The organism is Streptomyces sp. NPDC050121 (genome assembly GCF_044460385.1).
GTDB lineage: Bacteria > Actinomycetota > Actinomycetes > Streptomycetales > Streptomycetaceae > Streptomyces > Streptomyces soliscabiei.
In genome coordinates, this window is record NZ_JBITJV010000035.1 from 67,870 (window position 1) to 80,918 (window position 13,049).

At 71.5% G+C, this 13,049-nt stretch carries 12 protein-coding genes; 2 read left to right on the forward strand and 10 right to left on the reverse strand.

Annotated elements, in window-relative coordinates:
• Positions 1 to 10: 10 nt before the first annotated feature.
• The 8 genes from ACIBTS_RS37585 to ACIBTS_RS37620 form a co-directional block, all read right to left on the reverse strand.
• Entirely contained in the window at positions 11 to 844 is an 834-nt protein-coding gene (locus tag ACIBTS_RS37585) for a class II glutamine amidotransferase (protein ID WP_399325169.1), read from the reverse strand.
• Positions 845 to 859: 15 nt separating this feature from the next.
• Positions 860 to 1,294 carry a hypothetical protein gene (locus tag ACIBTS_RS37590; RefSeq protein ID WP_399325170.1) on the reverse strand — a complete coding sequence of 145 codons (435 nt, stop codon included), beginning with the start codon at positions 1,292 to 1,294 and terminating at the stop codon, positions 860 to 862.
• Positions 1,295 to 1,370: 76 nt separating this feature from the next.
• Positions 1,371 to 1,805: an SHOCT domain-containing protein gene (locus tag ACIBTS_RS37595; RefSeq protein WP_399325171.1), complete on the reverse strand. Its 435-nt coding sequence runs from the start codon at positions 1,803 to 1,805 to the stop codon at positions 1,371 to 1,373.
• A gap of 169 nt (positions 1,806 to 1,974) precedes the next feature.
• Entirely contained in the window at positions 1,975 to 2,610 is a 636-nt protein-coding gene (locus tag ACIBTS_RS37600; RefSeq protein ID WP_399325172.1) for an HdeD family acid-resistance protein, read from the reverse strand.
• A complete protein-coding gene (locus ACIBTS_RS37605) occupies positions 2,607 to 2,822 on the reverse strand; it encodes a hypothetical protein (RefSeq protein ID WP_399325173.1) in 216 nt (71 codons plus the stop codon). The genes ACIBTS_RS37600 and ACIBTS_RS37605 overlap by 4 nt, the downstream gene beginning before the upstream one ends.
• Positions 2,823 to 2,989: 167 nt before the next feature.
• Positions 2,990 to 3,511: a hypothetical protein gene (locus ACIBTS_RS37610; protein WP_399325174.1), complete on the reverse strand. Its 522-nt coding sequence runs from the start codon at positions 3,509 to 3,511 to the stop codon at positions 2,990 to 2,992.
• 45 nt (positions 3,512 to 3,556) lie between these two features.
• Entirely contained in the window at positions 3,557 to 5,185 is a 1,629-nt protein-coding gene (locus ACIBTS_RS37615; protein WP_399325195.1) for an MFS transporter, read from the reverse strand.
• A gap of 87 nt (positions 5,186 to 5,272) precedes the next feature.
• The gene (locus tag ACIBTS_RS37620) at positions 5,273 to 8,113 is read right to left on the reverse strand and encodes a LuxR C-terminal-related transcriptional regulator (RefSeq protein WP_399325175.1); all 2,841 of its coding nucleotides are present in this window, start codon (positions 8,111 to 8,113) and stop codon (positions 5,273 to 5,275) included.
• Positions 8,114 to 8,303: 190 nt separating this feature from the next.
• Between ACIBTS_RS37620 and ACIBTS_RS37625 the strand changes: the two genes are divergently transcribed.
• Entirely contained in the window at positions 8,304 to 9,113 is an 810-nt protein-coding gene (locus ACIBTS_RS37625; protein WP_399325176.1) for a PhzF family phenazine biosynthesis protein, read from the forward strand.
• 28 nt (positions 9,114 to 9,141) lie between these two features.
• Here ACIBTS_RS37625 and ACIBTS_RS37630 read toward each other — a convergent pair whose 3' ends face one another.
• Both ACIBTS_RS37630 and ACIBTS_RS37635 read right to left on the reverse strand, forming a co-directional pair.
• Entirely contained in the window at positions 9,142 to 9,882 is a 741-nt protein-coding gene (locus tag ACIBTS_RS37630) for a CPBP family intramembrane glutamic endopeptidase (RefSeq protein ID WP_399325196.1), read from the reverse strand.
• A 394-nt stretch (positions 9,883 to 10,276) separates the two neighbouring features.
• A complete protein-coding gene (locus ACIBTS_RS37635; RefSeq protein ID WP_399325177.1) occupies positions 10,277 to 11,794 on the reverse strand; it encodes a glutamate--cysteine ligase in 1,518 nt (505 codons plus the stop codon).
• 570 nt (positions 11,795 to 12,364) lie between these two features.
• Between ACIBTS_RS37635 and ACIBTS_RS37640 the strand changes: the two genes are divergently transcribed.
• Positions 12,365 to 12,955 (forward strand): hypothetical protein, encoded by a 591-nt coding sequence (locus tag ACIBTS_RS37640; RefSeq protein WP_399325178.1) that lies wholly within the window; start codon positions 12,365 to 12,367, stop codon positions 12,953 to 12,955.
• The last annotated feature ends 94 nt before the right edge of the window (positions 12,956 to 13,049 follow it).

Sequence of the window (13,049 nt, forward strand, 5' to 3'; positions counted from 1 at the left end):
CGCGTGTCTCCTAGGCCGCCTGCGGGGCGAAGTGGACGATGTCGTCCCCGTCGGGCTGGACCACGCCGTACGTGCTCTCGGGGACCTTGTTCCAGGCGCCGGGCAGGTTGCCCAGGGGCTCGGAGACGATGAGGCGGGTCTCGTCGGAGACCTCGCGCAGGAACTCCACGTCGGGGTGGAGCGCCCGGAGGGTCTCCACACGGGTGCTGTAGAAGAGCGAGCGTGAGGCTCCCTGGCTGGAGTAGCGGAAGGCCCACAGCCGTACCCCGTCGGTCACGGCGATCGTCATCTGAAGCGGGAACTCCACCCCGTGCTCGTGTCCGGTGCGTTCCACCAGGCCCGCCATCCGGGCGACGGCGCCGGGCGGATCCTCCTCCAGGCCGAGGGTGAGCGCCAGGAAGAACATCATCTCGGAGTCCGTCGACCCCTCGATGTCGACGAAGAGTTCCGGGTCGACGGCGAGGGCGAGGTCCCGGCGGGTCCGGTGGAAGTCGGCGATGGAGCCGTTGTGCATCCACATCCAGCGGCCGTGCCGGAACGGGTGGCAGTTGGTCTGCTGCACCGCCGTGCCGGTCGAGGCCCGGATGTGGGCGAAGAACAGCGACGAGCGGACGTGCCCGGCGATCTCCTGCAGATTGCGGTTGCTCCAGGCCGGGCCGATCTCCCGGACCACCGCGGGGGTGTCCATGCCCGGCCCGTACCAGCCGACGCCGAACCCGTCACCGTTGGTCGTCTCGACGCCCATCCGGGAGTGCAGGCTCTGGTCGATCAGTGAGTGCGTCGGCCGGTACAGGATCGTTTCCAGCAGCACCGGGGTACCCGAATAGGCGAGCCAACGGCACATCGTCCAGCCTTTCGGTCAGCGTTCTTCGGACGTGTCCGGCTTCACCACGCACAGAGCCCAGATGACGAACACCGAGAAGGCGATCACCACGACCGACCAGACCGGATACTGCGGCAGGGACAGGAAGTTGGCGATGACGATCAGCCCGGCGATGGCCACGCCCGCGACCCTCGCCCACAGAGCCGCCTGGAACAGCCCCAGGCTGACGATCACGGCGACCACACCCAGGGCGAGGTGGACCCAGCCCCAGCCGGTGACGTCGTACTGGAAGACGTAGTTGCGGGTCGTGATGAGGATGTCGTCCTGGGCGATTCCCATGATGCCGCGGAAGATGTCGAGCACTCCGGAGAGCATGAGTGTGACAGCCGCGAACACCATCAGGCCCTCGGCCCAGTGCTGTTCGGCCGTGTGCCGCTTGACCGACGGCGCGTGGGTGCTGTGTGTCGTCATCCCGATGCCTCGATTCGGTTGGGGTGTTGCCCGTTGTCTCTTGCGTGTTGCCTGTGGGGTGTGGGGTGTGGGGTGCTCAGTGTCGGGAGCCGCTCAGGACCAGTTGCTTCGCCCTGGCGAACTCCTCGTCCGTGATGTCGCCGCGGGCGCGGATCTCGGACAGCCGGGCGAGTTCGTCGACGCTGCTGGACGGACCGGCGTCGGCACCCCTGGCCGTCTCGCGGACGTAGCTGTCGAAGGCCTTCTGCTGCTCACGCGCCTGCGCAATCTCCCTGCGCCCCATGTTCTTGCCCCGGGCGATCACATAGACGAACACGCCCAGGAAGGGCAGGACGATGCAGAACACCAGCCAGCCGGTCTTGGCCCAGCCGCCGAGGTCGTCGTCGCGGAAGATGTCGACGACGATCCGGAACAGCAGGACGAACCACATGATCCACAGGAAGAAGACCAGCATGGTCCAGAAGGCGCTCAGCAGCGGATAGTCGTACGCGAGGTACGTGTCGCCACTCATGTCTCTCCTCCGTTCCGGGCGTTCGCCCGCCATCCCGACGACATCCGGTGTACCGACATGCCGTCGCGTGCCGTTCTCAGCGTGCCCACGGCAAGCGGCCCGCGGCCTCACCCGAGACGGGTGAGAGTCTGCGCACGAGAGTCTGCGCAGCGGGTCGGAGCATCCCTGCTCAGACCGTCCCGGCAGGAGCTGCCGGCCCCGCCGCCGTACGCACCCGGCGCAGCGCGGCACGCCACGCGAAGGCGACCGCCGCCTCGACCAGACCGAGCAGGACGAGCCACAGGCCGAGCAGCCGCGTCAGCGCGCGGGCCGACTCGGTGGGCAGCGCCAGCACCACGATCCCTGCCACGATCGCGAACACCGCCGCGCCGAGGACGACGCCCCGGTGCGGGAGGTCCTTGGCCGCGAGGGCCGTGTAGAGGGTGAGCATGCCGGACACCAGCCACAGGACGCCGACGACCAGGGAGAGCGCCGCGATCGTCTGCAACGGGTGTCTCAGGGACAGCACCCCGGCCACCACGTAGAGCATCGCCAGGAGGAGGCCGGTCAGCCGTTCGCCGTGGTCCTCCCGGGCAAAGGCCGCGACGAACCGGAACACCGCGGTCACCAGCAGGTACAGCCCGATGAGGACCGCCAGGACGTGCAGGGTCTCGTCCGGCCAGACCAGGATCAGGACGCCCGGTACGAAGCTGACGACCGCCGAGCCGAGGATCCACGTCCATGAGCGGCCGAGCACGGCCAGGGTGTCGGCGGGATCGTTGCCCAGCGGCTCGTTGTGCGGTGCGGGACCAGGCGACACGCTCATGACTCCTCCTCGCGCCCGGCAGGCAGTTGGCGCATCTCCAGGACCCGCAGCCCCAGGGACTGGCAGCGGGCCAGCAGCCCGTACAGGTGCGCCTCGTCGACGACGTATCCGAACAGGACGGTCTGACCGGACATGACCACATGGTCCAGCTCGGGAAAGGCCCTGGTCAGTACCTCCGACATCTGTCCGTCGACGCGGATCTCGTAGCGCATGAGCTGCTCCCGGGACGGCCTGGGACAGGCGGACTGCGCCCTTTCCCCAACGATCCTCCGTGCCGGGGGGACGGACGGCTTCACCCGGTGGAGGTGATAGACCGCCGCTGCAGAACGGCACCCGCGCCGCCCTCTTCAGTGCCTCAGTGCCTCAGTGATTCAGTGATTCAGTGATTCAGGAAGAGCTTGAAGGCGATGATCAGCAGACCCAGTGCGAGATTCACCGAGGCGGTGGTGGCGACCAGGCGCCAGGAGGCTCCGTCGTGTCGTGCCGCGGACGCCGACCAGCCCACCTGGCCCGCGACGGCGACCGCGAGCGCGAGCCAGCCGGCGCCCTGCAGGTCGAGGCCGAGCAAAGGGCTGACGGCCACGGCGAGGGCCGGCGGAATGGCGGCCTGCAGGATCGGCCATTCCTCGCGGCACACCTTGAGCACGGTCCCCCGGTCCGGGCTCCGCCGTGCCAACCGCGCCCCGAACAACTGGGCGTGTACATGCGCGATCCAGTAAACGCCGCCGGTGAGCAACAGCAGCAGCACAAGTTCCAGGCGCGGGAACGAGCCCAGGCTGCCCGCGCCGGCGACCACCGAGGCCGCGAGCATGGACCCGTAGACGCCGCCGGAGTGATCGGCGGTGGCCCGGCGCTCGGCGGCGCGCGCCCGCGCCGCCGCGATGTGGCCGGGCCTGGACATCGCAGCCTCCCTCGACGAGTCGGACGGTTCGGTCGGTAGGGCCGGTCAGCGCGACGGCCCGGTCGCGTCGGCCGGCATGCCGGTCCCTGGCCGACTCGGACGTTCGGCCTTCCGGGTCGGCAGATGCGGTGTGACCAGGAAACTGGCGAGCGTGATCCCGCCGGTGGCCAGGATCGCCGCTTTCAGACCGTCGAGTTGCGCCGAGGCATAGGAGTCCGCGACGGCGTCGACCTCGGCGGGCGGCAGCCCGGCGTCCTCGGCCGCGGAGCGCACCTGCTCGGTGGAGACGAAGGAGATGCCGGCCTCCAGGGCGACACCGGTCTGCCGACGGGTCTCCTCCGAGAGCCGGGGATGCTCCTCCACCTGTGTGGTGAAGGCCTGGGCCAGGGTGCCGACCAGCAGCGATCCGATGAGCGCGGTGCCCAGCGCGGAGCCCAGGTTCTGCGCCGTGAACTGCAGCCCGCCCACCTCGCTGCGTTCGTCCTCGCCCACGGAGGACTGGACGACGTTGCCCAGCTGTGAGGCGAGCAGGCCCATGCCCACCCCTAGGAGTGCCATCGCCCCGGCGAACTGCGCGTCGTCGATGACGGGGTCGATGGTGGCCAGCAGCCACACGACGGCCGCGGCCAGGGTCAGCAGCGCGAGCCGGACCACTCGGCGCGGGCCCGCCACCCGCCCCAGCCGGCCGGCGCCCATGGAGGCCGCGAGCATGGTGACCGACACGGGGAGCAGTCGCAGGCCGGTCTCGAAGGCGTCGAAGCCCTGCACGACCTGGAGATACAGCGGGATGGTGAAGAACAGTCCCAGCAGGATGAGGTTCTGGCTCAGCAGACACATCAGGCCGGATCGCAGCGCGGGCCTGTGCAGCAGCGCCAGATGCACCAGTGGCTCCGAGCCGTGCGCGTCCCGGCGCCGCTCCCAGTGCACGAAGACGGAGAGGACGGCCGCTCCGGCGGCGACGACGAACAGGGTGGGCGAGAAACCCAGGACGGTGAAGGGCGGGTTGCGGGGCTGCACCCAGCCCCACGTGCTGCTCTGCAGGACCCCGAGCACGCCGAGCGCCAGTCCGGCCGCCGAGAGCGCGGCGCCCACCCCGTCGAGGTGGGGGCGCGCACCGGTGCGCGGGGACTCCGGGATCACCCGGCGGAAGCACAGCATCACCAGCACGACCACGACCTCACCGGCGAAGACCAGCCGCCAGGTGAGATACGTCGTCACCCAGCCGCCCAGCAGCGGGCCGACCGCGATCCCCGCGCCCGCCAGACCGCCGATGACGCCGTAGGCCACGGCCCTGTCCCGTCCCCGGTAGGACTCGGCGACCAGCGCCGCCATGGCCGGCAGGACCATCGCGGCGCCCAGTCCCTCGATGACCGACCAGCCCAGCGTGAGCACCCACAAGGTGGGGGCGACGGCGGTGAGGGCCGATCCCGTGGCATAGACGACCAGGCCGAGCAGGAAGACCCGTCGTCGTCCGAGGATGTCCCCGAACCGGCCGCCGATGATCATAAAGGCGGCCATGACCAGGGCGTACAGGGTGATGACGGCCTGGATGGCCGTCACCTCGGTGTCGAAGTCCTCGACCAGTTGGCTGATCGAGACGTTCATGACGGACGTGTCCAGGACCATCAGGAACTGGGCGGTACCCAGGACCATCAGGGCCCGCCAGCGGGTCACGGTGTCCACGACACCAGCGCAGCCGAGAAATCCGGCCGCCGCCTCACCCACGAGGGGGGAACTACACAGCCCGGACGGCCCGGTCGGTCACAGCAGGTTCAGCTCGCGGGCGCGGCGTACCGCGTCGCCTCGGCGGTTGACCGCCAGTTTCCGGTAGGCGCTCTTGAGGTGCGTCTTGACCGTGTTCACCGACACATACAGGTCGGCGGCGATCTCCTCCGTCGACATCATCAGGGCCAGCCTGCGCACCACGTCGCGTTCGCGTCCGCTCAGCTCCTCCACGACCGGGGGCGGTGCACCGTCGGACGTCGGCACCCCGGGGGTGAGCCAGTCCGCGGCCGGTCCCCGGGGGGAGGCCGTGGCCAGGTAAGGGCGGATCCACGGCCCGGCTTCGCGGAAGGGACGTCGCAGCCCTTCGCGTCGTGCCTCGCGCAGTGCCTGGGCGACGAGCCTGCGCGCGTCGGCCACACCGCCCGCCGCGTCCGCCGCCTGCGCCAGCACCAGCGCGGCTCTAACGGTCACGGCCGGGCCGGCACGGCCCTCGGCGCGCACGCCGTCGAGCACGCCGTCGAGCAGGTCGGCCGCCGCGCCGGGCCGGCCCGCGGCGAGCTGTGCCCGCGCGGCCGCCACCGCGCACGCGGGCTGCTGGTCGGGCGTCGTCAGCAGTACCTCGAAGGCCGTCTCCGGGCGGCCCTCGGCCAGGTGTGCGGCGGAGACCACGAGCGCCGTCTGCCCCTGCGCCCAGGGGGAGAGCACGGCGGCGGGGACGGCTCGTTCCGCGGCCGCGCGCGCGGCGCTCGGGTCGCCACGGGCCAGGTGCAGACGGGCGGTGGCGATGGCCCGGCCCGCCTCCATGACCGGGTCCCGCAGCGCGGGGTGCGAGTCGGCCGCCTCGTCGAGGAGTGCCCGCGCCCGGCGCAACTCGTCACGGTCCACGGCGACGGCGGCCAGGACCAGCCGTCCCATGCCGGAACCGGACGGCTGGGGCAGGCCGTAACGCTCCGTCTCGGTCAGCGCGGCCCGCGCCGTGCGTTCCGCCCTGCCGGGCCAGCCGTTCAGATAGTCGATCAGAGCCAGCCGGCCGAGCGAGTCCTCCCGGGCGAGCGCCGTGGACGCGCCTGCCGATGCCCCGGCCACCCTCGACAGGGCGGCGCGCGCATCGTCGAACCGCCCGGCCCACAGCCGCGCCGAGCCCAGGTGAGCCAGCAGCAGGGCGGTGAGTTCGGGATGCCTCTCCAGCAGTTGCGCGGGTACCTGGTCGCGCAGTGTCTCGGCGGCCGCCGCAGCCAGCTCCGCCCGGCCGGGCGCACCGGTCAGCCGGGCGGCCAGCGCCTCCAGCAGCGCACAGCTCAACCGGACCGCCACGAGGCCGGACGCCTCGCCCGCCGGACTCCACCCGGCCGCCGTCAACGCTCCTTCGGCCGCAAGGCCGTCGTCTCCCCTCTCCGAGCCGTTCGCCCCCGGCCCTCCCGGGTCCGCCCACTCCCACCGCTCCACCTGCTCCCCCGGCTTCCGAGGCTCCCCTGGCAGCCCCAACTCTGCTGCGGTCAGGCCCAGTTCGGCGGTCAGGCTCTCCTCCGCGCGACGCAGGTGGGTCAGACCGCGGCCGAGGTCACGGCGGGAGAACTCACGGGCCGCACGGACCAGGTCCGAGGCGGGGCTCCTGACCTCCGGCCCCATCCGGGAGAAGAGTTCGGCGAGTTCGTCGGAGCGCAGGCCGGTGAAGAGCCAGCCGATGGCCAGGTCGTCGACGAGGGCGTCGGCGGTGAACTCCCAGTCGCCGGCGGCCGCGCCGTGCCCCAGCGTCTCCGCAAGGGATCCCGAGCCCCGCAGCCACCGCGCGGCCCGCCGGTGCAGTTCGGGTTCCAGACCCGGCGACCGCATCCGCAGATGGGCCCGGAGGATCTCCCCGAACAGCGGGTGGAGCCGGTACCAGTCCTGCGCGAGGTGCTCGACGAACGCGTTGTCGCGGCACAGACCGACCAGAATGGGCCCGGCGTCGGTGCGCTCGGTCAGCGCGTTCACCAGTCCCGGGCAGAAACGGTCCAGGACGCTGACCCGCAGCAGGACGTCCTGCGTCTCGGGAGACTGCCGCCTGAGCACCTCCGCCAGCAGGAAGTCGGCGACCGTGGTGCGGTCGGCCTCGAACTCCTTCAGATACCTCTCCGGATCCGGGCTCTCCCCCGCGGCGAGGGCGCACAGCCGCAGCCCTGCGGCCCAGCCCCGGGTGCGTTCGACGAGCCCCTGTGTGGCGTGCGCCGGAAGCCGCAGGCCGTGCAGTTCCAGCAGCTCGGCCGCTTCCTCGCAGGTGAAGGCCAGTTCCGCGGCCCGGATCTCGGTGAGCCAGCCGGCCGCCCGGTACCGGTGCAGCGGAAGCAGTGGTTCCGTACGGCTGACGAGGATCAGACGCAGGCCGTCGCCGGCGTGGTGCAGTACGAACTCCAGCTGTTCTGCGATCTGCGGGTCGCTCACCCGGTCGTACTCGTCGAGCACCACGGTCGCGGGCCGGTCCCTGGCGCACAGCTCGGCGGCGAGCCGCGCCAGCAGCGTGGGGGGAATGTGGCTCGCGTCCGTGGGGCAGCCGATCTCCGCGGGGAGGGGGACGCCCGAGGCGCGCAGGGCCTGGAGCAGATACGCCCAGAACATGCCCGGGCCCTGCTCCGCCGCGTCGGTGGTGAGCCAGGCGACGGGCGCCTCGCGCGCCGCGGCCCAGTCGGCGACCAGCAGCGTCTTGCCCGCGCCCGCGGCGCCGTTGACCACGGTCAGAGGTGTCCGCAGCGCCTGGTCCAGGTGGTTGACCAGGCGCTCGCGCCGCAGGAACGTCACCGGCCGGGCCGGTACGACGAACCGTGTGCGCAAGAACGGCTCCCCCTGGGGATCGGCGTCCGCAGCCGTCGGTTGCGGAGCGACCTCCTCGACACCGGCCATGGCGCTCACCGCCCGTGGTCGTCAGATCATGGGTTGCGATCGCTCCCAGGATCCCAGGGTTGCGCCCCGGACGCGCTTCGAGGGATCCGCAGCCGCACGGTGCAGCCCGCTCACGGGGGTGGCGGAATCGGGCCAGGACTCGCCGATTGGCCTTGGCCGACGGCCCGGCCGACCCCCTACCGTCACCGGCATGCGGATTCGAATCGTCGACGCCTTCACCGACCGCCCCTTCGCCGGCAACCCGGCCGGGGTCCTCCTCCTGGACGCCTTCCCGGACGACACGCGCCTCCAGAACATCGCCCTGGAGGTCAACCACGCCGAGACGGCGTTCGCCCACCCGCTCCCCGAGGGCGGCGAGGCGGACTGGGCCCTGCGCTGGTTCACCCCCGTCGCCGAGGTCGACATGTGCGGCCACGCCACGCTCGCCACGGCCCACGTCCTGCACTCCACCGGCGCCCACCCGGGGCCGGTGCGCTTCGCCACCCGCAGCGGCGTCCTCGTCGCGACGCCCGCCGAGGACGGCTCGATCACCCTGGACTTCCCGACCGCCCCGCTGACCAGGGTCGAGGTCCCGGCCGGGGTCGCCGAGGCCCTGGGCGCCGAGCCGCTCGACTGCCACGACACCGGCCCGCACATCGGCGACCTGCTGGTCGAGCTCGCCGACGAGAAGACCGTCCACGCGCTGCGGCCGGACCACAAGGCCCTGGCCGCCTACTCCCGTCGCGGCATCATCGCCACCGCCCGCGCCGAGAATCCGGCGCTGGGATACGACTTCGTCTCCCGCTGCTTCTTCCCGAACTTCGGCATCGACGAGGACCCGGTGACGGGCAGCGCCCACACCGCCCTGGCCCCCTACTGGTCCGAGCGCCTCGGCCGCACCGCCCTGACCGGCCTGCAGGCGTCCCCGCGCTCCGGCCGTGTCCGCACCGAGGTACGCGGCGACCGCACCCTGCTGGCGGGCCGCGCGCTCACGGTCATCGAGGGCGAGCTGCTCGCCTAGAAAGCGGGTCCGTCCCAAGGGGGGTGGCTCACGCCGTCGGCAGCCACCCCACCTTCCCGGCCAGCAGCGCGTATCCCACGAAGGCCCCGATGTCGAGCAGGGAGTGCGCCACGACCAGGGGCCCCACCCGTCCCCAGCGCCGGTAGAGGTAGACGAAGACCACGCCCATCACCATGTTGCCGATGAAGCCGCCGATGCCCTGGTAGAGGTGGTACGAGCCGCGCAGCACGGAGCTGGCGACGAGCGCGCTGCCCGGCGTCCAGCCCAACTGGCCGAGCCGGCGCAGCAGATAGCCGACGACGATGACCTCTTCGAGGATCGCGTTCTGCATCGCGGACATCACCAGCACCGGGTACTTCCACCACACGTCCGGCAGCGCCTCCGGCACCACCGTGAGGTTGAAGCCGAGACCGCGGGCCGCCAGATAGAAGGCGATGCCGGTGCTGCCGATCACCGCCGCGATCGCCGCCCCGCGGCCGAGGTCCGGCCAGGGCCGGGTGCGGTCGAAGCCCAGCGTCCGCAGTCCCTGTCCCTCGCGCAGCAGGAGATGCGCGACGAGGGCGACGGGGACGAGCGCCGTGGCGATCCCGAACAACTGCCAGGCGAGATCGAGCCATGGACGGCCCGGCGCGGCCGAGGCGTTGAGGGTCGCCGCCTGGTCCTTCAGACCTCCCGGTTTGGTGACCGATCCAACAAAGCTGATCAGGGCGGACACACCGCTCGCACCGAGTGAAAGCCCCAGAACGAGCAGCGTCTCGTCCCGGAGCATCCGTCGCGAGAGCCGCTCCTGCGGAAGAGAATCAGCCACCTACCCCTGCCTCCACCTGCACACGTGCCTCCAGTTGCGTGACCCCCGCCGCATCGCCATCCCTACCGCAGGTCGTGCGGAGCGCTGGCGCCACCGGGGACGCCGGGCCGGCAGGGAGGGTCGCCACCGTCATGGGACGTCACAGCTTGCCCGATCGGTGTGGGGCGGGCAGCAGCGACCCCCGTCCTCGGATGCGCCGACGCACCGAGGCCGTCGCCACCGCCGTCGTCCTCACCGCCGCCGGGGACCCTGCGGCCGCCGTGCGGAACAGCCTGCGGCCCTTCGCCTTCTCCGCGGCGACCAGCCCCAGGCGCTCGCGGACGGCGAACCACGCAAAGCCCTCAGGCCTCAGGCCTCACCCGAGAGGAACAACCTCGGGCACCCCCACAGGCCAGGTGTGCACCGGTTCCCCGTGGTGCATCAGCTCCGCATACCGTCGCGTCATGGCGGCGAGGGCCGCATCCCGCGACAACCCCGCCTCCACCGCCCGGTGGAACGTCGCCACCTGCCACGTCGCCCCGTTGGCCCGCCGTCGGCACCGCTCCTCGATGACCCCCAGATACAGATCACGGTCGGCCGGCTCGACCCCCCAGCCGTTCAGTCCCGCCTCGGCCAGCGGCAGCAGCTCGTCGCGGACGAGACTCACCGCGTCCACCTCGACCACACCGCCCAGCCGCCCCCGCCGCGGCCACTGCAGCCGCGCGTCGATCCCGTAGCGGCAGGCCGCGTCGAAGTTGGCCGCGGCCGCCGCGAACGGCAGCCGGGACCAGACCGGCCTTGAGTCCTCGGCCAGGGCCCGGACCACGCCGTAGTAGAAGGCCGCGTTGGCGACCACGTCCGTCACCGTCGGCCCGGCGGGCAGCACCCGGTTCTCCACCCGCAGGTGCGGGACGCCGTCGGCGATGCCGTAGACGGGCCGGTTCCAGCGGTAGATGGTGCCGTTGTGCAGGACGAGCTCGGCGAGCGAGGGCACCCTGCCCGCCGCCAGGGCCTCCAGCGGGTCCTCCTCGTCGCAGATGGGCAGCAGCGGCGGGAAGAAGCGCAGGTTCTCCTCGAACAGCTCGTACGCCGAGCTGATCCACCGCTCGCCGAACCATGTCCGCGGCCGCACGCCCTGCGCCTGCAGTTCCGGCGGCCGGGTGTCGGTGGCCTGCTGGAACAGCGGGGGCCGCGACTCCCGCCACAGCTCGTGGCCGAACAGGAACGGCGAGTTGGCGCCGACGGCGATCTGCGCGGCGGTGACGGCCTGCGCCGCGTTCCACACCGCGGCGAAACGGCCCGGCGTGACCTGCAGATGCAGTTGCACGGAGGTGCAGGCGGCCTCGGGCACGATCGACTTCGAGGTGCACGACAGCCGCTCCACGCCGTCGATCTCGAGCGCGAAGTCCTCTCCGCGGGCGGCCACGATCTGGTCGTTGAGGAGCGTGTAGCGATCGACGTCGGAAAGGTTGGACGAGACCAGGTCGTCGCGGTCGAGAGTCGGCAGAATACCGATCATCACGATTCCCGCATCGACCTCGCTCGCCTTTCGGTGGGCATATGCCAGTGACGTACGGAGTTCCTCCGCGAGCCGGTCGAATACCCGACCGCCCAATCGATGGGGAGCTATGTTCACTTCCAGGTTGAACATGGCGAGTTCTGTTTGGAAATCTCGGCTCGCGATCCTCTCCAACACTTGCCCATTCAGCATTTTCGGCAGACCGTCGGCGCCCGCGAGATTCAGTTCGATCTCGAGCCCCATGAGGTTCTTGGGGCGGTCGAAGCGCTTCTGGGCCAGGAGCCGCTCAAGCCCCGTCAGACACCGCCGCAGCTTGTCCCGGTAGTGCTGACGATCGGACAGGTCGAACGCGCCTGCCACGACCTTCTCCCCCATCGAAGCGTCCCTCCTCGCATGGGCGGGCCGGCGATCCCGGCCGCCGGATGTCCCGGGTCAGGGGGGATGATGCCCAGCCGAGCCGATCGATAACGTCCCCCGCCGCGCACGCACACGCTACGCTGACCGAAAGCCACCGGCGGTGACCGGTGGCACATTCACCGGGCATGCGGCCGGTCGCCCTTTCCTGAACTCGGAACTCGTGAAAAACGCCGACGACAATGGGCCGACCACTCCGCGCTCATAACCCGAGGTCATCGCGTCGCGGCCCGCTCTGAATCGGGATGATTCACACGTATCACCGACCGAATGAACCCTTGCCGAGTGTCCCGGAATCGACTAGACGAAACACAGTCTGAACACGTGTCGTATAAACTCCGCGAACAAGGCAGAGAAGGTTGGCGCCCACGGTCGAAGGAGCCTGTCGTCGAGGTGACGGCAGGCCGCTCGCGCACCCCGGCAACCCCAGACCCGGGGCCCCCGCCTCTCCGACCTGTCGAGAGCTAGCTGACAGCGCCGTCCGCCCACGCCCTCGCGCCACCGTGCCTGTCGAATGAGAGGCGACCCACCATGCCTTTGCATGTCCCCCCGGCTCCCGCGCCCGCACTTCGCTCCGTCCTCACGGCACTCGGTTCCCCCACCGCGGTCCGCGAGGCTCGTACGCCCTCCCTGCGCGCCGCTCAGGGCGAGGCCACCCCCGAACTCCCGCTTCCGCTGCACGTCCTGGAGCGGATCACCCCCGAAGGCGTGGCCGCGACAAGGCTGGCCGGCTGGCGCTTCCTGATCCGCTGCGACGACCGCGCCGTGGCCGCGGCCGAGACCCGACTCACCCCGGACGGCTGGGCGTTCTCGCACTTCTTCGAGGGCCCCTACATCGCCTCCACCGAACGCGCCCTGCGCCAGGCCGAGTCGACCACCCAGTCCTACCAGGCGCGACTGCTGTCGGTGCCCGGGCTGTACATGCTCACGCTCTGGCTGCACGGCGACAGCGCCTCGGACGGCACCACGGGCCATCCCGCCCCGACCGACCTGCTGGTGCCGCTGGCCCCGGCGCCGCCCGGGATCGCCGCCCACAGTCCGCACCGCGTCGCCGACCTGCTCCCGGTGCTGACCCTGCGGGTGACACCGGCGCCGCCCCCGCTGCTCGGCTCACCGGCCTGACCGACCCGGCCGGCCCCTGCACCCCCGTACCCCGTCACCGCGGCCCGGTGGCGGGGTACGGGGGTGCCCCACGATCCGGCGCCCTCACCACCCT

Bases quoted from the DNA above. Each gene is read 5' to 3' on its own strand.
- ACIBTS_RS37585 (WP_399325169.1), bottom strand. From the start codon at position 844: ATGTGCCGTTGGCTCGCCTATTCGGGTACCCCGGTGCTGCTGGAAACG.
- ACIBTS_RS37590 (WP_399325170.1), bottom strand. From the start codon at position 1,294: ATGACGACACACAGCACCCACGCGCCGTCGGTCAAGCGGCACACGGCC.
- ACIBTS_RS37595 (WP_399325171.1), bottom strand. From the start codon at position 1,805: ATGAGTGGCGACACGTACCTCGCGTACGACTATCCGCTGCTGAGCGCC.
- ACIBTS_RS37600 (WP_399325172.1), bottom strand. From the start codon at position 2,610: ATGAGCGTGTCGCCTGGTCCCGCACCGCACAACGAGCCGCTGGGCAAC.
- ACIBTS_RS37605 (WP_399325173.1), bottom strand. From the start codon at position 2,822: ATGCGCTACGAGATCCGCGTCGACGGACAGATGTCGGAGGTACTGACC.
- ACIBTS_RS37610 (WP_399325174.1), bottom strand. From the start codon at position 3,511: ATGTCCAGGCCCGGCCACATCGCGGCGGCGCGGGCGCGCGCCGCCGAG.
- ACIBTS_RS37620 (WP_399325175.1), bottom strand. From the start codon at position 8,113: ATGGCCGGTGTCGAGGAGGTCGCTCCGCAACCGACGGCTGCGGACGCC.
- ACIBTS_RS37625 (WP_399325176.1), top strand. From the start codon at position 8,304: ATGCGGATTCGAATCGTCGACGCCTTCACCGACCGCCCCTTCGCCGGC.
- ACIBTS_RS37630 (WP_399325196.1), bottom strand. From the start codon at position 9,882: ATGCTCCGGGACGAGACGCTGCTCGTTCTGGGGCTTTCACTCGGTGCG.
- ACIBTS_RS37635 (WP_399325177.1), bottom strand. From the start codon at position 11,794: ATGGGGGAGAAGGTCGTGGCAGGCGCGTTCGACCTGTCCGATCGTCAG.
- ACIBTS_RS37640 (WP_399325178.1), top strand. From the start codon at position 12,365: ATGCCTTTGCATGTCCCCCCGGCTCCCGCGCCCGCACTTCGCTCCGTC.